Annotated in this window: 18 protein-coding genes; 11 read left to right on the top strand and 7 right to left on the bottom strand. The window is 61.6% G+C overall.

Features of this window, described 5'->3' with window-relative positions:
- Positions 1–234 precede the first annotated feature (234 nt).
- The 3 genes from PS14A_RS02595 to PS14A_RS02585 all read left to right on the top strand — a co-directional run bounded on the left by PS14A_RS02595 (position 235) and on the right by PS14A_RS02585 (position 4,538).
- The gene (locus PS14A_RS02595; RefSeq protein WP_212615229.1) at positions 235–1,851 is read left to right on the top strand and encodes a collagen-like triple helix repeat-containing protein; all 1,617 of its coding nucleotides are present in this window, start codon (positions 235–237) and stop codon (positions 1,849–1,851) included.
- A 134-nt stretch (positions 1,852–1,985) separates the two neighbouring features.
- Positions 1,986–3,656: a ShlB/FhaC/HecB family hemolysin secretion/activation protein gene (locus tag PS14A_RS02590; RefSeq protein ID WP_212615228.1), complete on the top strand. Its 1,671-nt coding sequence runs from the start codon at positions 1,986–1,988 to the stop codon at positions 3,654–3,656.
- A 519-nt stretch (positions 3,657–4,175) separates the two neighbouring features.
- Complete coding sequence (locus PS14A_RS02585) at positions 4,176–4,538, top strand: DUF6124 family protein (protein ID WP_041479635.1); 363 nt, start codon at positions 4,176–4,178, stop codon at positions 4,536–4,538.
- On the opposite strand, the gene PS14A_RS02580 is transcribed toward PS14A_RS02585, so the two are convergent.
- The 4 genes from PS14A_RS02580 to PS14A_RS02565 all read right to left on the bottom strand — a co-directional run bounded on the left by PS14A_RS02580 (position 4,504) and on the right by PS14A_RS02565 (position 6,392).
- Entirely contained in the window at positions 4,504–5,025 is a 522-nt protein-coding gene (locus tag PS14A_RS02580) for a hypothetical protein (RefSeq protein WP_212615227.1), read from the bottom strand. The two genes, PS14A_RS02585 and PS14A_RS02580, sit on opposite strands and share 35 nt — an antisense overlap.
- Before the next feature lie 356 nt (positions 5,026–5,381).
- Positions 5,382–5,789: a response regulator gene (locus tag PS14A_RS02575; RefSeq protein ID WP_212615226.1), complete on the bottom strand. Its 408-nt coding sequence runs from the start codon at positions 5,787–5,789 to the stop codon at positions 5,382–5,384.
- A gap of 71 nt (positions 5,790–5,860) precedes the next feature.
- A complete protein-coding gene (locus PS14A_RS02570; protein WP_110603764.1) occupies positions 5,861–6,073 on the bottom strand; it encodes a Flp family type IVb pilin in 213 nt (70 codons plus the stop codon).
- A 112-nt stretch (positions 6,074–6,185) separates the two neighbouring features.
- Complete coding sequence (locus PS14A_RS02565) at positions 6,186–6,392, bottom strand: Flp family type IVb pilin (protein WP_110603771.1); 207 nt, start codon at positions 6,390–6,392, stop codon at positions 6,186–6,188.
- Between the two features lie 338 nt (positions 6,393–6,730).
- Here PS14A_RS02565 and cpaB point away from each other — a divergent pair, with 338 nt between their 5' ends.
- Genes cpaB through PS14A_RS02525 form a run of 8 tightly spaced genes read left to right on the top strand, consistent with a single transcriptional unit; the run spans position 6,731 to position 14,178 of the window.
- On the top strand, positions 6,731–7,672 hold the full coding sequence (gene cpaB, locus PS14A_RS02560) for a Flp pilus assembly protein CpaB (RefSeq protein WP_212615225.1): 942 nt from the start codon (positions 6,731–6,733) through the stop codon (positions 7,670–7,672).
- A 20-nt stretch (positions 7,673–7,692) separates the two neighbouring features.
- Positions 7,693–8,910, top strand: coding sequence for a type II and III secretion system protein family protein (locus PS14A_RS02555; RefSeq protein WP_212615224.1), 1,218 nt, complete (start codon positions 7,693–7,695; stop codon positions 8,908–8,910).
- Positions 8,907–10,097 (top strand): pilus assembly protein, encoded by a 1,191-nt coding sequence (locus PS14A_RS02550; RefSeq protein ID WP_212615223.1) that lies wholly within the window; start codon positions 8,907–8,909, stop codon positions 10,095–10,097. Before PS14A_RS02555 ends, PS14A_RS02550 begins: the two co-directional genes overlap by 4 nt.
- A complete protein-coding gene (locus tag PS14A_RS02545; RefSeq protein WP_024011443.1) occupies positions 10,094–11,362 on the top strand; it encodes a CpaF family protein in 1,269 nt (422 codons plus the stop codon). Before PS14A_RS02550 ends, PS14A_RS02545 begins: the two co-directional genes overlap by 4 nt.
- Positions 11,363–11,379: 17 nt before the next feature.
- The gene (locus PS14A_RS02540) at positions 11,380–12,264 is read left to right on the top strand and encodes a type II secretion system F family protein (protein WP_212615222.1); all 885 of its coding nucleotides are present in this window, start codon (positions 11,380–11,382) and stop codon (positions 12,262–12,264) included.
- 1 nt (position 12,265) lies between these two features.
- Positions 12,266–13,150, top strand: coding sequence for a type II secretion system F family protein (locus tag PS14A_RS02535; RefSeq protein ID WP_024011441.1), 885 nt, complete (start codon positions 12,266–12,268; stop codon positions 13,148–13,150).
- Positions 13,151–13,173: 23 nt separating this feature from the next.
- Complete coding sequence (locus PS14A_RS02530) at positions 13,174–13,896, top strand: tetratricopeptide repeat protein (RefSeq protein WP_212615221.1); 723 nt, start codon at positions 13,174–13,176, stop codon at positions 13,894–13,896.
- A gap of 9 nt (positions 13,897–13,905) precedes the next feature.
- On the top strand, positions 13,906–14,178 hold the full coding sequence (locus PS14A_RS02525; RefSeq protein WP_016771842.1) for a DUF3613 domain-containing protein: 273 nt from the start codon (positions 13,906–13,908) through the stop codon (positions 14,176–14,178).
- A 105-nt stretch (positions 14,179–14,283) separates the two neighbouring features.
- On the opposite strand, the gene PS14A_RS02520 is transcribed toward PS14A_RS02525, so the two are convergent.
- The 3 genes from PS14A_RS02520 to PS14A_RS02510 form a co-directional block, all read right to left on the bottom strand.
- Positions 14,284–14,646 carry a DUF6124 family protein gene (locus PS14A_RS02520; protein ID WP_024011438.1) on the bottom strand — a complete coding sequence of 121 codons (363 nt, stop codon included), beginning with the start codon at positions 14,644–14,646 and terminating at the stop codon, positions 14,284–14,286.
- Between the two features lie 887 nt (positions 14,647–15,533).
- Entirely contained in the window at positions 15,534–16,301 is a 768-nt protein-coding gene (locus tag PS14A_RS02515; RefSeq protein WP_212615220.1) for a response regulator transcription factor, read from the bottom strand.
- Positions 16,302–16,419: 118 nt separating this feature from the next.
- Positions 16,420–16,890, bottom strand: coding sequence for a prepilin peptidase (locus tag PS14A_RS02510; protein ID WP_137215898.1), 471 nt, complete (start codon positions 16,888–16,890; stop codon positions 16,420–16,422).
- Positions 16,891–16,903: the final 13 nt, after the last annotated feature.

Raw genomic sequence — 16,903 nt, 5'->3', positions numbered from 1 at the left:
TTTGGAAAAAACCGAGCCTTGAATTTCAAGGCTTTTTTTTGCGCGTTTATTACTTGGGTACTAGTCCTTCGGCATTGCGCCGGCCCCTCTACATAAAGGGGTTAATACCAACTTGAGAATGGTGAAAAACCTGCCCTCGACTGAGATTACAGCCACGGACGAGGCATCGCCGACGACAGATCGGCGGGCCATCGAAGGCAACGTAACGTTGTGACAGGTGCAGGAATCTCAATCATGAAAACTCAAGTGATGTGGTCCAAATCGGCAATCGCGCTGGCACTGATTCTTTCGGTCGGCCTCGTCGGCTGCAGCAGCGGCGGTGGCGGTCATCGCAGCAGTTCGGGCAGCTCGACGGCGGACGGCACGGCGGGCACCGATGGCAGCGGTGGCGCGGGCGGCGGAACCGGCGGGACCGGCGGCGATACTGCCGGCACCGGCGGTACAGGTGGCACCGGCGGCGATACCGCAGGCACTGGTGGAACCGGTGGCACTGGCGGCACTGGCGGTACCGGCGGTGGCACCGATCCGACCAACCCAACCAATCCGACAGACCCGACCGATCCCACCAACCCGACCAATCCCGCTGCACCTTCGCTGGTGACCACAACACTTGTTCAGGACGTCGGCAAAACCGTCAGCAGTGCCGGCGATGGCGTCGGCCAGATCGGTGATTCACTGAGCACTGTTCCGGTCGCTGGCGGCATCGTCCAAAGCGTGGCCAACACCACCGGCAACGTGGTCAGCACCCTGGGCGATGGCGTCACTGATGGCATCGGCAAACTGGCCACTGACCCCAATGGCCTGACCACCACCGTGGCCTCGGTTGGCGGCGTGGTTTCCGATGTTGGCGACGGCGTGTCGGACCTCAGCGTCAAACTGAACACAACGACCCGTAGCGTTCCCGTCGTTGGCGGTGTAGTCACCCGAGTGGCGCCGCTGGTCGATGGCATCGGTGAAAAAGTCACCATGCTTGGCGACACCCTCAACACCTCACTGACCAGCGGCCCGACCAGCCAGTTGACCAACAAGGTCGGCAGCGGCCTGGTGCCGGTGATCGCCATGGTCGAAAGCACCACCGACAAACTTGGCGTTACCACGCGACTGGGTGATCCGCTCAAAGGAGCGATTGCGCAAGTCGGCGCAACGGTGAACAGCCTCGGCGGCAAAGTCACCGACGCAGGCAGCGGCAATGCCCTGACCAACACCCTCGGCGGCGCCCTGAGCAACACCGGCACCGCGGTCGGCAAAGCGGGAGGCCTGGTGTCCAATGGCACTGGCTCGGGTACTGGCGGCATCGGCGGCATCGGCGGCGGGCTTGGCGGCACCGGTCTGCTGCAAACCGTGGGTGGTGCGGTGGTCAACGTCGGCAGCGGTCTGAATGCCGGCAGCACCAGCGGCGTGGTCAGCGCCGGCGGCGTCACCGCTGGCGGGCTGGGCAACACGATTGCGTCGATCAACACCGTACTCGGCGGCTCGGGCACACCGATCACTGCAACCACGTCGCCGCTGGCCAGTGTCGGCGCCGCAGTCGGTGCGGGCCTCAATCCGGTCACCAGCGCGGTCACCACTGTCACTCAACAGGTCGGCGCCGCTACCGGTCTCGGCACTCCGGTCGCTGGTCTTACAAATCAGGTGGGCGCCGCAGTCGGCAATCTCGGCGGAGCGATTGCCGCCACCAACAATCCGGTCACCACTGCTGTCGGCGGTCTGGTTACCAACGTCGGCGGCACCGTGGCAGCGGTCGGTGGTCTGGTCAACAGCGGCACTGCCACTGGCGGCGGCACGGCAACCGGTGGTCTGGGCGGGGTACTCGGTGGCCTGACCGGCGCGTTGAGCGGCACTCAACGCTGAATTGCACCTGGCCGATTCGACGGCCTTACCTACAGCGCCTACGCTTGGTTGAGGGCGGAAGATTCCCACGAGTCTTCCGCCTTTTTTCTAAGGAAAATTTTGCCCTGTGCTGTGTTCTGACCATGGAGTGTCCTATGCGCGTACTGGCATCCCTGCTGTGCCTGAGCCTCAGTTCCGCTGCCCTCGCCGACACCTTGCCCAGCTTTCTCAACAGCAACGAAACCATCCGCAACCTCCCCGTACCCAACCTGCCCGCCGACGCCTATCGGCCGAGCGCGGCGCCGCTGCAAGTGCCGGACCCGGGTGCGACCGCCGCACAGCCATTGCTGATGGAAACCAAGGTCAACCTGAAAACCGTGCAGATCGAAGGCGGCACGATCTACCCGCTCAACGAACTGGCGGAAATCTACAAGCCCCTGATCGGCCGCCAGGCCAGCCTTGCCGAACTGATCGAAGCCACGCGCAACATCACCCGTCGCTATCAGCAGGACGGCTATCTGTTGTCCTACGCGTTCCTGCCGCAACAGAACTTCGATGACGGCGTGGCGCGGGTGGTGCTGGTCGAGGGCTACGTGCGCGATATCCAGATGCAGGGCGACATCGGCCGGGTCAAAGGCCTGCTCGACAAACTCGCCGCGAAAATCCAGGCCGAACGCCCGCTGACGCGCAAGACCTTCGAGCGCTATACCACGCTGATGAGCCGCATTCCCGGGGTAACCATTCAAGCGCAAGTGCCACCGCCCGGCACCACCGATGGCGCGACCACCCTGGTTGCCCAGGCCAGTCGCAAACCGTTCACCAGCACCCTGAGCACCACCGAAGACAACCGTAACGGCCCGCAGGCGTTGCTCGGCATCAGCAGCAATTCGCAGACCTCGATGGGCGAACAGTTGAGCCTCAGCGGCCTGTTTCCGCCGGGCGACGATAAAGAGCATTACTACCGTCTCGACTACAGCCAGTTCCTCGATACCGAGGGCACGCAACTCAACGTCTCGGCCTCGCGTTACCGCGCCGACCCGGACACCGAAGTGCTGGTGGGCGGTGGCGGACGCCTGAGTACCCACCGCGAGAACGATCGCTACTCGATCGGCTTCAGCACGCCCCTGATCGCCTCCGCCAACGAACTGCTGACCGCCGGCTCGCGCCTGTATGCGGTCGACGACAAGACGCGCTACGACGGCATCAACTTTCCCTTCAGCACCGAACTGCGCACCGACGTCCGCGCCCTGGCTTTCGAAGGCGACTGGCGCAAGGCCGACGCCCGCCAACTGCGCATCCTCAGTGCCGGCGTCTACCAGGGCTTCGACAGCCTCGGCGCGCACACCAACTACGACGACATCGACCTGGATTTCTTCCGCGTCAGGCTGTCCGGCGTGCAGAGCGACAAGTTCCTCGACAACTGGCAAGGCGTGCTCTCGGCGGCGCTGTACTGGAGCGACGACACCTTGCCCGACAGCGAACGCGCCGTATTCGGCGGGCAGAACTTCGGCCGTGGCTACCCCGACGACCAGGCCTCGGGCGACAAGGGTTGGGGCGTGGCCTACGAGGTCAACTACAGCTTCAACCGCGACGGCAACTGGGTGCGCATCCTGCAACCCTACGTCGTCGTCGACCGCTCGCGCAGCTGGTTCAACCAACTGCCGGTGCAGGCCAACAACCTGTCATCCACCGCGCTCGGACTGAGGTTCGGCGATGCCAAGTACTACAACGTCGCGCTGGAAGTGGCGAAGGCCATGTCCGATGAAGCGCTGGATACGTTGAACCGCAAGCCTCGGTACAGCATCAGTTTCAGTTATCAGTTGTGATGGCCGAGCGGTGTGTCAGTCAGGATTTTTTGACTGACGCACCGCCTTCGCGAGCAGGCTCGCTCCCACAGATTCGGCGGTGTTCACGGTTCCTCAGTACAACCGCCGTCGCTGTGTGAGCGAGCCTGCTCGCGAAAGGGTGCGGCTATTCAACCGATTTATCGCAGCACTTAAACCAGCCGTTTAAACACACGCCCCGCTACCTCGCAACAACCCACAAATCCTTGCGCCTTTGCCTACGGCTACGCCAGAATCCGCCGGCTTGTGCGCCTGGGGTGCGGGTTCTATCGTTTGCCTGCCACTGCTCATCAGTGGTCGGGTTTAGTCGCCCGCTTGTCCACGACGCACAGGTTCCTGTCAGCCAGGTATTGCATACCTGCACTTGATGGTGGCTGTGCGCAGGGCGCCTTCGGGCGCGCCGATTTCGTGGCTCATCGGTCGACTAACCTGCGTGCAGCTGCCTCCCTTTCGTTTAGTCGCGAACCGGTTGCGGCCCTACTCCATCAGGAGACTGAGCCCGTGAAAAAGATAACGCCCGATCCACCCCTTGCCGATCCGACCTTCGCCGACCCGCTCGTCGAAGCGCAAAAACTCAAGGAAGCCGCCGACCGCGCCATCGATTACTACCTCAACCCCCGCCTCATCAAAGACCCCGCCGCACCGCGCAAACCCAGCACCCTGTTCATCGTCGACCCGGCTGCGGACAACGAAACCCTGTTGGTCCATGCCTGCGAATCACTGGCCTCGGCGAGCATTATGGCCAGCGACCTCGCCGGATTTATCGATGGACCGCAGCGCAGCTCTCTGTTGGGAATACAGCAGGTGATCATGCTGGGCGAACTGGCGGTCAACCGCGTACTGGACAGGCTTGTGCCGGAGTGACAAGAGCAGGATGTTGGTTGCGCAGGTGGTGAGTCAGGCAGAGCCTTTTTGGCTGGCTGACCGCCTTCGCTGGCAAGCCAGCTCCCACAGGATTGATGTACATCAGGCAGGAATGGGTTGGCTGGCAGGGCGCCTTCGCGAGCAGGCTCGCTCCCACAGTTTGATCGGGTGCGTTCAGTGAGAAACAGGTTGGCTGGCTGACCGCCTTCGCTGGCAAGCCAGCTCCCACAGGATTGATGTACATCAGGAAGAAATGGGTCGGCTGGCAGGCCGCTTTCGCGAGCAGGCTCGCTCCCACAGTTTGAATCGAGTACATCAGCGAGAAACAGGTCGGCTGGCAGGCCGCCTTCGCGAGCAAGCTCGCTCCCACAGTTTGAATCGAGTACATCAGTGAGAAACAGGTTGGCAGGCAGGCCGCCTTCGCGAGCAGGCTCGCTCCCACAAAAGCAAAAGCAAAGCAGCGCAGCTGCCCGCGGCGAAGCCGCACCACTCAACAATGAGCGCAAGCTCGAGTGCTCTTGATCTTGATCCACCGGCGACGTCGGAAGGCTGAGTGGAGGGATTGATCCGGGCGTGGGAGCGCAGCGACCGTCTGGCGCAGCCAGACACAGCGGAAGGAGGTGCAGCGAAGCAAACCGGAGCCGCTGCGCCCGGATCAGTCCCGGAGCGAAGGAACCCGAGCCTGCGAGGGCCGAACGTAGGAGCAAGCGTTTTTTTGCTTACTTTTTTTAGGCGTTTGTAAAAAAAGTGAGTCGCCGTAAGGGCGAAACCGCCAGCCGCAACACCCGCAGCAACGGATATTCCCCCCCCCCAAGAACACGGTCGGCCCAAAGGCCGCCGAGTTCACCCAGCCTCAACCCGAGGCTTGGGAAACAGATTATCCAGGGTCTCCAACAACCTAACGTGATAAATCGGCTTGCGAAACAGATCCAGCACCTGCAACCGCAACATATCGCTGACATCCTCCATATCCGCATGCCCCGACATCACAATCACCGGCAAATGCTCCCGCGACGTATGCTCACGCAACCGCCGGATCAACGACATGCCCGACTCCTCCGGCATGCGCAGATCAGTAATCACCAAAGCAATATCCGGATGCCGGGTCAGCAGATGCAACGCCAGCTTCACCGACGTCGCGGTATGACAGGTAAACCCCTCCCCCTCCAGCAACTCCGCCAACTCCAGCAACGCGTCTTGTTCATCGTCAACCAGAAGCAACTGTTGGCGCGGCAGCGAGGGAGAATTCATGGGCAGCCCCGAAATACTGAAAGTAAATCTCAGTGTAGCGCGCCGTTGGCCAGACGCGACCGGCACTTCAATCAGGGCGTCTGCACCGGAGCCGTCTGCGCGGTGCCACCGAGCGACACCAGGATACTGTTGAAAATCGCCAGTACCTTCGCGCCAACCGGTGTCACAAACACCACAACCACCACGGCAACCATCGCCACGACAATCGCATATTCGATGGCAGAGGCACCGTCACTGCTAGCCAGAAATGCTCGTACCCGCGTCAGCAAATAATCAAGCAGCATGGACATTCTCCTCGCGCCGACATGGTCGGACGCTGGCAAACGGAGGTCCTGTCAATGCCTGGGCGCACCTGTCACTTACGCACAGACACCGAACAGGAAGAAGAGATAGCCATCAAGTGGTCGGACGCACTTGCGCTGTACCGCCCAGCGAGGTCAGTACCGAGTTGAATATCGCGAGTACCTTCGCGCCGATCGGCGTCACGAACACGACGACAACAACTGCCACCATCGCCACCACAATCGCATACTCAATCGCCGAAGCACCCTCTTCACTGCGGGCAAACGCGCGAGCCTTGGCGATCACATAATCAAAAGTCATACGAAACATAGGTCCACTCCTTCGCGCCTCTGGCGCCGACATCACCACCGCGGCAAGGTTCCACCGTGCCACCTGAGCATTGTCAACAAACCCCCGCCCAACAACTGTAAGAACGCATTAATCACAAAGCATTAATCCCATCGTTTTTCCGCCGTTTCCGGCTGTTAACTGGCCAGAGTCATACTTTGGTACGGTTATTTCGCCTGTCATTAATGGCGCTTTTGCTTGGATCAGCTAGCTTGGAAATAGCGAAATAGTTGCATGTTCATAGCTGCCGAAGCAGTCCGCCTTTCGCAAGCAAATGCAATCGGTTGTGCAGCAGGAAAGGGAGAGCCGTCATGAACAGTCGCGTCACCATGAGCCTCGCCGCGTTGCTGTTGCTCGGTGCGGTTTTTGTCGGTTACTGGGGGCTGGTGCTCAGTCGTCAGCCGGCCCCAGTCGCCGAGGCACCCGTCGCCCCTGCGACCAGCGTTGAACAGACTGTCGCGATTGCCGAAGACCAGAACCGCCAACCGGTGGTGGTGGTGCTCCACGATGTAGCGCCGTTCACGCCGTTGACCGCCGCCGATGTGACCGTGGAAAAACTGCGCAGCGCACCGGCCGGCAGCCTGACCAGCATCGAACAAGCAGTCGGCCGCACGCCTTGGCGCCACCTCAGCGCCGGCACCTGGCTGAATGACGAAAGCTTCCAGGCCGGCGGTGCGTTGGCGCGGATGATTCGCCGCGACGAGCGCGCACTGACCGTGGCCGTCGATGAAGTGATCGGTGGCGCCGGGCAGTTGCTGCCGGGCGATTACGTTGATGTGCTGCTGTATCTGCGCGAGGACGCGAGCAATCTGCAGCAGTCGGCGCAGATCGCCGTTCCCGCCCTGCGCGTGCTCGGGATCGGTGATCAGTACGGCCTGACCAACGACGGCCAACCGGCGACGCCCAGCCTCAGCGCCGAAGAAAAAATCAAACAGGACCAACGCCGGATTGCAGCACGCACTGTGGTGCTGGCGGTGCCGGAACAACTGCTCAGCCGCCTGATGCTCGCCACTCAAGTCGGCACCTTGCGTCTCGCGGTGCGCAGCAGCGAAGAACAACGGCTGGCCAAATACTGGGCCGGCGAAGCGCAATCGCCCGCGCACCTGGATCGCGCCAACAGCCAGCTCTTCCAGTTCACTCAACTCGCTCTGGGCAGCGCGCAAAGAGCACCTGCCACCGCCAGTACCGGCGCGGCGCCCAGGCCTGCGGTGGAAATCATTCGCGGCAACCAGATCAGCCAACAAACCCCATGACTGCGCAAGGATTCACGTGCATGCAGAGTCGACTCAGACCGACATTGAAACCGGCGCTCCGGGCCTTGCTGTTGTTGGGATTGACAATGGATACCGTCCTCGCGGCGGTGGGCAACTGCTCGGCACTGCCGCGCCTGCCCTCGGTGATCGAAATCGGTGAAGGCTTCCAGCAGGACATGCAGTCACCGGTGGCAATCACTCGGCTGGCAGTGGGCGACCCGAAAATTGCCGACGTGCATGCCAATGGCGGATCGTCCTTTTTGCTGACTGGCGTCGGCCCCGGCGCGACCAGCCTGATGGTCTGGACGGCCTGCTCGGCGCAGCCTCAGCAAGCCATGGTCTTCGTCCAGGGCGCGGCAACCACGGCGCTGACCAGCAGCGTGCCGTCGGACGATCCGACCCTGCCGTCGCAAGTGCAGACCGATATCCGTTTCGTCGAAGTCAGCCGCACCAAACTCAAGGAAGCCACGGCGTCGCTGATCGGCACGCGCGGCAATTTCCTGTTCGGCTCGCCCGGCACGCTGCCACCAATCGACGGCGTGCCGCAGCCGCGCTTGCCGGTGGATAACTCGCTGTTCAATTTCTCCTGGGTCGGCGGCAAGACCATGGCGATCATCAACGCCCTGGAAACCAGCGGCTTCGCCTACACCTTGGCGCGGCCGAGTCTGGTGGCGTTGAACGGGCAGAGTGCGAGCTTCCTGGCCGGCGGGGAAATCCCGATTCCGGTGCCCAGTTCCGGCAGCGACAGCGTGTCGATCGAGTACAAGGAATTCGGCATCCGCCTGACCCTGACGCCAACCATCATCGGCCGCGATCGCATCGCGCTGAAGGTCGCCCCGGAGGTCAGCGAACTGGATTTTGCCAACGCGGTGAACATCGCCGGCACCACCGTTCCGGCGCTGACCATTCGCCGCACCGACACCAGCGTGTCGCTGGGTGATGGCGAAAGTTTTGTCATCAGCGGTTTGATCAGCACCACCAACAGCTCGCAGGTGAACAAGTTTCCCGGCCTTGGCGACATTCCCATCCTCGGCGCGTTCTTCAAGGGTTCGCAGATCAAGCGCGAAGAGCGCGAACTGCTGATGATCGTCACCCCGCATCTGGTCCAGCCACTGGCGGCGGACGCGCGACTGCCGTCGTTGCCGGGGGAGAAACTGCGCAATTACGACCCGAACTTCTATCGCATGTTCTTCCTCGAGAACGGCAACTTCGACAAGCGCAGCGGGTTGTCGCAATGAACCAGAATCTCAGTCAGACCTTCCTCGCCATCACCCGCAACAGCACCGATCTGGAATGGCTGCAAAGCGCCCTCGCGCCACTCGGCCAGGTCATCAGCGCCGGTGCCGGCAGCCTCGATGAATTGCTCGCACTGGTCGATGTAACGTTCGCCAATCTGGTCTTCGTCGGTCTCGACCGCGAGCACGTCGTGGCGCAGAGCGCGCTGATCGAAGGTGCGCTGGAAGCCAAGCCGATGCTGGCGATTGTTGCGCTCGGTGACGGCATGGACAATCAGCTTGTGCTGAATGCGATGCGCGCCGGTGCGCGGGATTTTGTCGCCTATGGCTCGCGTTCCAGCGAAGTCGCCGGACTGGTGCGGCGCCTGAGTAAGCGTCTGCCGGCCGTTACACCTAGCACCCAGCTCGGCGGCCTCACCGTTCTGTACGGTGTGCAAGGCGCGTCGGACGGCGCCTTGATCGCCAATCACATGGCCATGGTCGTGCAGAAAAGCGGCCAGCAAACCCTGCTGCTCGACCTCGGTCTGCCGCGTGGCGACAGTCTGGCGCTGTTGGGTCTGGAGAGTTCGTTTCACTTCGGCGATGCCCTGCGTCATTTGCGCCGCCTCGACGCGACGCTGATCGACAGCGCATTCACCAGCGCCGACCACGGCCTGCGCATTCTTGCTTACGCCAACAGCGACGAGCCGCTGGAATCCACCAGTGCCGCCGAGCTGTACATGCTGCTCAGTGCTTTGCGCCAGCACTTCCAACACATTGTCGTGAACCTCACCGGGCAAGCCGACAGTGAGGCGTTGCGCACCTTCGTCAGTCATTGCGACAAACTGCTCTGGTACACCGACCAGAACGTCCTCAACTGCCGACGCAATCTTGCCGTGCTCAACCAATGGCGCGAGAAAGGCATGAAACTCGAGCACGGGCGCTTGCTGATCGATCGCTACCTGAGCAACGTCGCGCCGGATGCCGAAACCCTGGGCAAGACCTTCAATCTGGAAGTCATCGCCGTGCTGGCCTTCAGTCCCGACGTGCGCCTGAACGCGAAAAACCAGGGCGTCAGCCTTTTCGAACTGGCGCCCCGGGAAAAACTCACCCAGAGCCTGCGCGCCCTCGGCGAGCGTCTGGCCAAGCGTTCCGAAGGCCTGAGCAAACCGAAACCCTCCTGGTTCGACCGTCTGCGAGGCCACTCATGAGCGCAGAAAAACTCTTTGGCGCGACGCCACGCGGAGCGATCGGCAACAGCGATCACGAAGGCCTGAAACTGGTCCTGCACCGCTACATCATCGACGCCATCGAGGAGTCAGGAAAAAACCTGCTGGAAGGTTCACGCCAGCAACTGGCGCAGTTCGTCACCGACAAGGTCGCCGAATACATCGCGCGTTTGCACTTGGCGATCTCGCGCTACGAAATGGAGCGCCTCGGCGAAGAAATCGTCGACGAACTCACCGGATTCGGCCCACTGGAAGTCCTGCTGCGCGACCCGTCGGTGACGGAAATTCTGGTCAACGGCCCGCACCGGGTGTTCATCGAGCGCGACGGCGTATTGCATCAAAGCGATCTGCGTTTTATCGATGCGCATCACGTCGAGCGGGTCATGCAGCGCATTCTTGCGCCGCTTGGGCGACGCCTCGATGAGTCCTCGCCGATGGTCGATGCGCGCCTGCCCGATGGCAGCCGGGTCAACGCGATCATCCCGCCGATCGCCCTCGACGGCCCGTGCCTGTCGATCCGCAAGTTCCGCAAGGACATGCTCAAGAGCACCGACCTGATGGCGATGCAGACCATCGATCTGGCGATTTTCGAATTCCTGCAGAACGCCGTGGGCAGGCGCTGCAACATCCTCATCAGTGGCGGCACCGGCACCGGCAAGACCACGCTGCTGAACATCCTCAGCCAGTTGATCAACCCGCACGAACGGCTGGTGACCATCGAAGACGTCGCCGAGCTGCAACTCGGCCATCCGCATGTGGTGCGTCTGGAAACCCGTCCCCCCAACGCTGAGGGTCATGGCGAGGTCAAGGCCAGCGACCTGATTCGCAACGCCCTGCGCATGCGTCCCGACCGGATCATTCTTGGCGAGATCCGAGGCGTCGAAGTGGTCGACGTGCTCACCGCAATGAACACCGGCCACGACGGTTCGATGAGCACCGTGCACGCCAACAATGCCCAGGATGCGCTGCTGCGTCTGGAGACGCTGGTGGGCCTGACCGGGCGCTCGATTGCCGAACGCACCTTGCGCCAGATGATCTGCGCCGCCCTCGACGTGATTATTCAACTGACACGCATGCCCGATGGCCGGCGCTGCGTCAGCGAAGTGGTGGAAGTGGTCGGCATTCGCGAGGATGTCTACGTCACCAACACCCTGTTCCGCCTCGACCGTCGCACGGGCTTTGGCTTTGTGCGCGAAGCGGTCAACCCGGCCGGCGACAAGCTGCGCCACGACGCTCACCTGGGCTGACGGCGAGGAGCACGCAGATGCTGGGACCGATCATTCTTATCGCCATCTGCCTGATGCTGCTCGGGCTGTCGATCTATCTGTTCCTGCAAGGCCTGCGCAAGACCGCGACGGAAAAGGTTCTCAACCGACTCGCCGCCGGGCAACCGCAACTGGTCGTCGAGCAGACCAGATGGGTGGGACTGGAACGCATGTTTCTACGTGCAGGACTGGGTCGGCTGAGCGAACGTCTCGGGCAATGGCTGAGCCTGTGGGCAGCAGCGATGGCAGCAGGATTTTTAACCGCGAGCTGGGGCGGGCTGGTGCTCATGCTGATTGCACCACCCGTTGCATTGCGGCTGTTCATCGCCGTCCGCTACCGCCGACGGATCCGCCGCATGATCGAACAACTGCCGCAACTGCTCGACTACACGGTGCGCAGTCTCAAGTCCGGGCGCACGCTGAGCGATGCGGTGCTGGGCGGCATCGAAGCCAGTGAAGCCCCCTTGAAAGCGGCCATGGGCCGGGTGCAGCGCAACGTGCAACTGGGGGTGAACCTCCCCGATGCGGTCAGCGATTTTGCCGAACTCTACGAGCAGGACGAACTGCGCATGTTCGCCCTCGGCCTGAAGGTCAATCATCGCTACGGCGGCAATGCCAGTGAGCTGCTGGAGAACCTGATCAAACTGATCCGCGAGCGCGACCAGGGCGCGCGGCAGTTGCGCGCGCTGACTGGGGAAACGCGCATGACCGCTTGGGTTTTGGGTTTGCTGCCGCTGATTCTGGTGAGCTACTTCATGCTGACCAACCCCGGCTACATGCTCGGCATGTGGCACGACGAAAGCGGCCAGACCATGCTGCTCAGCGCCGCCGCGTTGCAGGTGCTGGGCAGTCTGGCGCTGTGGCGCATGTTGCGGAGCGTTTGAAATGGTCTGGCTCGCCGCGCTGTTATTGTTCCTCGGTTCGCTGTTATTGCTGGGCAATCACCTGCTCACCGAGCGCCGCCGCGTGCGTCAGGTGCATCAGCGCTTGCATGGCCAATTGGTCCGGGAAAACCGTTTCGGCCATTGGCTGCGCGCGCTGGGCAACAGCCGTTTCGGCCGGGGCTCGGTGAGCATCGACAGCGAAACCCAGACCCTGCTCGGCCGCCTCGGCTGGCGCCGCGCCAACGAACGCGCGCTCTTCGCCGCCTGCCAGATCGGCACGCCGCTGCTCGCTCTGGGGCTGGCGATCTTTTTGCAGGAAGTGTTTTTCCCGCAGACCAGCCACCGCTGGATGGCGCCGATGTTCGCCGCAGGCGGCGGCTATCTACTGCCCAAACGCCTGCTCGCCTACGCCGCCGCCCGCCGACAGAAAACCATCGCCGTGGAAATTTCCACGTTCATTCCGCTGCTGCGCATCCTCTTTGAATCCGGCATGGCCGTGGAACAAGCGCTGCGCGTGCTCAGCGTCGAAGCGCAAAAACTGCTGCCGGAGCTAACCAGCGAACTGCGCCTGATCCTCAGCCGCGTCGACTCGGGTCTGGAGCTGGGTCAGGAGCTGAACAAGACCGCGGTGATGCTCGCGGTGGACGAATTCACCGACACCTGCGTGATCCTCCAGCAACTGATCCACCAAGGCGGCGGTGCGATGAAATCACTGCTGGCGCTCAAGCAATTACTGGACGACCGACGCCTGACCCGCCTGCAGGAATACATCTCGAAAATGTCGGCGAAGATGTCGGTGGTGATGATGCTGTTTCTGTTCCCGGCCCTGCTGATCGTACTGGCCGGCCCGGGTTTCACCGCCATTGCTCGCGCGTTCGCAAACTGACCTTGGCTCATGGAGAGCGTTTGATGAAAGTACTGATAGTCATGGCTAGTCTGTTGCTGCTCAGCGGCTGCGCCACGGATGGCCAGGCGCCGTGGACCTCGCTGCTGTCGCCGTCCAGCTGCAGCAAACTGACCTCGGAGCAGGAACTGTCGCTAAACCTCGCCGATGATCTGGCCAGCGACAGCAAGCTCCACGCCAGCCTAGCCAATCTGCAAAGCCTGCCGGACAACCTCAGCGAAGTGCGCCTGCGCAAAGCCAAGGTCTATCGCCTGCTCGGTCGCAGCGAAGCCGAGCCGCTCTACCGCAGCCTGCTCGGCGGCTGCCTCACCGCCCAGGCCGAACATGGCCTGGGCCAGGTCTACGCCGCCCGTGGCGACAACGGCCAGGCCCAGGCCCACCTGCAACGCGCCGCGCGCCTGGCACCCACCGACGAGAAAATTCGCAACGACCTCGGCGTGGTCTACCTCAACCAACTGCGCCTCAACGAAGCGAAATTCGAATTCCTCACCGCCATCGAGCTGAGCCAGAACAATCAACTGGCGACGCTGAACATGGTCACCCTGCTGCTCTACCAGAACGACTGGCCCCAAGCTGCGGAAATCGTCAGCCGCTCGAAACTGACCCCGGAACAATTCACCGAAGCGCAGCAACGCGCAGAAAAACTCAAAGCCCCGGCCCACGCCAAAGCCGCACCCGGCGACCGCGTCGCCGCCTTCATCGACCCGCTACCGCCGACGCTCGAATAGGAGACAGCCATGACCATCCGCAAAGGCCTGTGCTACCTGACCCTGCTCGCCCTGCCCCTCACCGCCCACGCCATCGACACCGGCCCGGCCTCGGCGCAACAACAGGAAACCGAAGGCTGGCTGGTCCTGCAAAGCCGCAACAAAGCCGCCTCGCCGAAACCTCAGAGTGCAACAGCCACCGAACGCGAACTGGCGATGCAGCGCTGGCTGAAGAAATACCAGTACGAGATCCCGGATTTTTACGATCCGGATGCGGGCGGGAAGATCGAGAGCAAGAATTAGTCTGGTGGAGCCCTTGAAGGCCCCTTCGCAAGCAGGCTCGCTCCCACAGTCGACCGCGTGCTTGCTGTGGGAGCGAGCCTGCTCGCGAAGAACGATAACGCGGTTTCAGCTCTGCGGATCCACCCGATCCAGCGCCCGATTCACCGCCAACTCCGCCAGCATGACAATCTGCTGAATCGCCAACGCCGTGCTGCGCTGAAACCCGCTCAACTCACCAGCGAAATTACTCGCCATCGCACTCGCTGACGCCAGCGACTCACAGGCATGCGCCAACAGGCTTTCCGTATCGACATTGGGCACCACCATGAACAGCGTGCTGGGCGGATGCGGTTTTGCAGGTTCGGGGCAGAGATAGAAATCCAGCGCGCGTTTTATCGCTTCGCGGTTTTTCACCAGATCGTCGGCGCGCATGGCGTCTTCGAGCGGGGTGGTGGGGGATGGGGGTGGGTCTGGGATCAGTTTGTCCATTGAAACGGCTCTCCAAAATCTGCGGTGCGACCCAATGCCATTCTCACGGGGCAAATGGTGGCAACTGTATGCGGGGTGAGAATACCGGTTATGGACACCCGGCCAGACCGAAGTCTGCCCGCACACAGCCGCCATAACACATTGCAGACAGCGGACAAGCTGGCGGCGATTATGCGTGCACAGATACTGGATGACCATAAGTAGCAGGGTTCTCACACCCGATCGCCGAAGATTCGACGACAGCCAGAGACTAGTGATCCGACGTCCGACGGACAACCTGAAAACCTTGTGGGAAGGTTCTGGTTATTTTGAAACAGATTTAAACGACTTCGAGTTATCGGCGGACCGACTGGCCTCATCGCGAGCAGGCTCACTCCTACAGAACAGCAAAATCAAAATCAAAAGATCGCAGCCTTCGGCAGCTCCTACAGTTGGATCGCGTAAGACTCAAAAACAGGTCGGCTGTCAGGCCGCCTTCGCGAGCAGGCTCGCTCCCACAGAAAGCAAAAGCAGCGCAGCTGCCCGCGGCGAAGCCGCACCACTCAACAATGAGCGCAAGCTCGAGTAGATTTTGATCTTGGAGCCCGTCGGCAGGCTGAGTGGAGGGATTGATCCGGGCGTGGGAGCGCAGCGACCGTCTGGCGCAGCCAGACACAGCGGAAGGAGGTGCAGCGAAGCAAACCGGAGCCGCTGCGCCAGGATCGATCCCGGAGCGAAGGAACACCGAGCCCCAGCGAGGGGCCGAACGTCAGGGCACAGCCTTTTGGTTACTTTTTGGCGTTTGAAAAAGTGACTCGCCGTAAGGGCGAAACCGCCAGCCGCAACACCCGAAGAAACGGATATTCACCCCAACCACCCAAAGCATGGTCGGCCCAAAGGCCGCCATGTCAATGCGCAGTAACCCGCTGCCGCCCCGCCGAACTACCAGGAGAAAGCGCCAAAGCCAACTGCGTCCGATTATGCATATGCGTCAACCGCAACACCTGCGACACATACAACTTCACCGTGTTCTCGGTAATCCCCAACTCACAGGCAATCTGATAGTTGGTCTGCCCCTTGCCCACCAACCGCGCCACATCCAACTGCCGGGGCGACAATTGACTGAACACCGCCGGCATCTCCACGGACTCAGGCTCACCATCACCCAGCGCCGGCGCAGGCGAGCGCCGCACTTTGTCCAGATCCTGATAAAGGTCATCGATCGACTCGGACAAAAACTGCAACTTCTGATTCAGATGCCCCAGATGCAGATTCTTCTGCCGTTCCTGCAAGGCCAGCTCCTGGCGCTGCACGCCTTCGAGCAACTCTGCCAGATCAATCGGCTTCTGATAGTAATCGGCAATCCCCGCACGCAACGCCTTGATCACATCCTGCTTGTCAGCGCGCCCGGTGAGCATGATCGCTTCGAACACCCGCTGCTTGCCGGCCAGCCGCTGCAACGCCTGGATCAACTCGATGCCATCCATATCCGGCATGTGCAAATCGCTCAGCACCAGACCGATGTTCGGGTCCGCCCTGAACAGCTCGATGGCTTCAAGACTGGAGTCGCACGGCACGCAACGGTAGCCACTGCTCTCAAGAAACTCACAGAGTTCTTCGACGATCAGCGGCTGATCATCGACCACGAGGATTTTTACCGAATTAGGCTTGTTCACGAACCACTCCATTGCTCGGGCCAACGCTGACGATTCCTGCACTTTGGTGGCGTATTCACCTGCGTTGAAAGTAGACCCACTTTCCTACTATGTACATAGGACTAGTGGCACCCCGCGATCAGGTGATCCAGTACAGCGAAAGCACTACACCTACCCACACGAACGGCGCAAATGGCAGCTTTTTTGACTTGTCCGGGGCGATATGGCGTAAAAGCTCTCTAAGCCATTGACCCATATGGGGCCAGACTTTTGGCGCGAGCAGCAGCCAAAGTACGCTGGCCACACCCGCGCCGATAAACGCACCAAGAACAAACACGCCGTTCGTCGCAAGACCCAGGGCTGTCATTAATTTCACATCACCAGCGCCCATGCGACCGAGGAAATAACCCGGCAGCGTCAGTAGCAAAGCGATCAGACAAGCCCAGCCGCCCTGCCCCGCATCGGCGCCCAGCCAGGTGCTGCCGGTCGCCAGCAACCAGACCAGCGCCAGCGCGCCCACGCCCAAGGTCAACAGGTTGGAAATTCGCCGCTGGCGGGCATCTTGCGCGGCGCAGATCGCCAGCCAGATCAGAACAAGGGAAATCTGCATCTGCAAAAGCCGT

The organism is Pseudomonas sp. 14A (assembly GCF_018132745.1).
In the GTDB taxonomy this organism is placed as follows: Bacteria; Pseudomonadota; Gammaproteobacteria; order Pseudomonadales; family Pseudomonadaceae; genus Aquipseudomonas; species Aquipseudomonas mercuritolerans.
The sequence above is the reverse complement of the archived record's forward strand: the minus strand, read 5'-3'. Positions and strand labels throughout refer to the sequence as shown.

Excerpts from the sequence above, each read along its gene's own strand:
- PS14A_RS02595 (WP_212615229.1), top strand. The coding sequence starts at position 235 with ATGAAAACTCAAGTGATGTGGTCCAAATCGGCAATCGCGCTGGCACTG.
- PS14A_RS02590 (WP_212615228.1), top strand. The coding sequence starts at position 1,986 with ATGCGCGTACTGGCATCCCTGCTGTGCCTGAGCCTCAGTTCCGCTGCC.
- PS14A_RS02575 (WP_212615226.1), bottom strand. The coding sequence starts at position 5,789 with ATGAATTCTCCCTCGCTGCCGCGCCAACAGTTGCTTCTGGTTGACGAT.
- PS14A_RS02570 (WP_110603764.1), bottom strand. The coding sequence starts at position 6,073 with ATGCTGCTTGATTATTTGCTGACGCGGGTACGAGCATTTCTGGCTAGC.
- PS14A_RS02565 (WP_110603771.1), bottom strand. The coding sequence starts at position 6,392 with ATGACTTTTGATTATGTGATCGCCAAGGCTCGCGCGTTTGCCCGCAGT.
- cpaB (WP_212615225.1), top strand. The coding sequence starts at position 6,731 with ATGAACAGTCGCGTCACCATGAGCCTCGCCGCGTTGCTGTTGCTCGGT.
- PS14A_RS02555 (WP_212615224.1), top strand. The coding sequence starts at position 7,693 with ATGCAGAGTCGACTCAGACCGACATTGAAACCGGCGCTCCGGGCCTTG.
- PS14A_RS02550 (WP_212615223.1), top strand. The coding sequence starts at position 8,907 with ATGAACCAGAATCTCAGTCAGACCTTCCTCGCCATCACCCGCAACAGC.
- PS14A_RS02545 (WP_024011443.1), top strand. The coding sequence starts at position 10,094 with ATGAGCGCAGAAAAACTCTTTGGCGCGACGCCACGCGGAGCGATCGGC.
- PS14A_RS02540 (WP_212615222.1), top strand. The coding sequence starts at position 11,380 with ATGCTGGGACCGATCATTCTTATCGCCATCTGCCTGATGCTGCTCGGG.
- PS14A_RS02535 (WP_024011441.1), top strand. The coding sequence starts at position 12,266 with ATGGTCTGGCTCGCCGCGCTGTTATTGTTCCTCGGTTCGCTGTTATTG.
- PS14A_RS02530 (WP_212615221.1), top strand. The coding sequence starts at position 13,174 with ATGAAAGTACTGATAGTCATGGCTAGTCTGTTGCTGCTCAGCGGCTGC.
- PS14A_RS02525 (WP_016771842.1), top strand. The coding sequence starts at position 13,906 with ATGACCATCCGCAAAGGCCTGTGCTACCTGACCCTGCTCGCCCTGCCC.
- PS14A_RS02520 (WP_024011438.1), bottom strand. The coding sequence starts at position 14,646 with ATGGACAAACTGATCCCAGACCCACCCCCATCCCCCACCACCCCGCTC.
- PS14A_RS02510 (WP_137215898.1), bottom strand. The coding sequence starts at position 16,890 with ATGCAGATTTCCCTTGTTCTGATCTGGCTGGCGATCTGCGCCGCGCAA.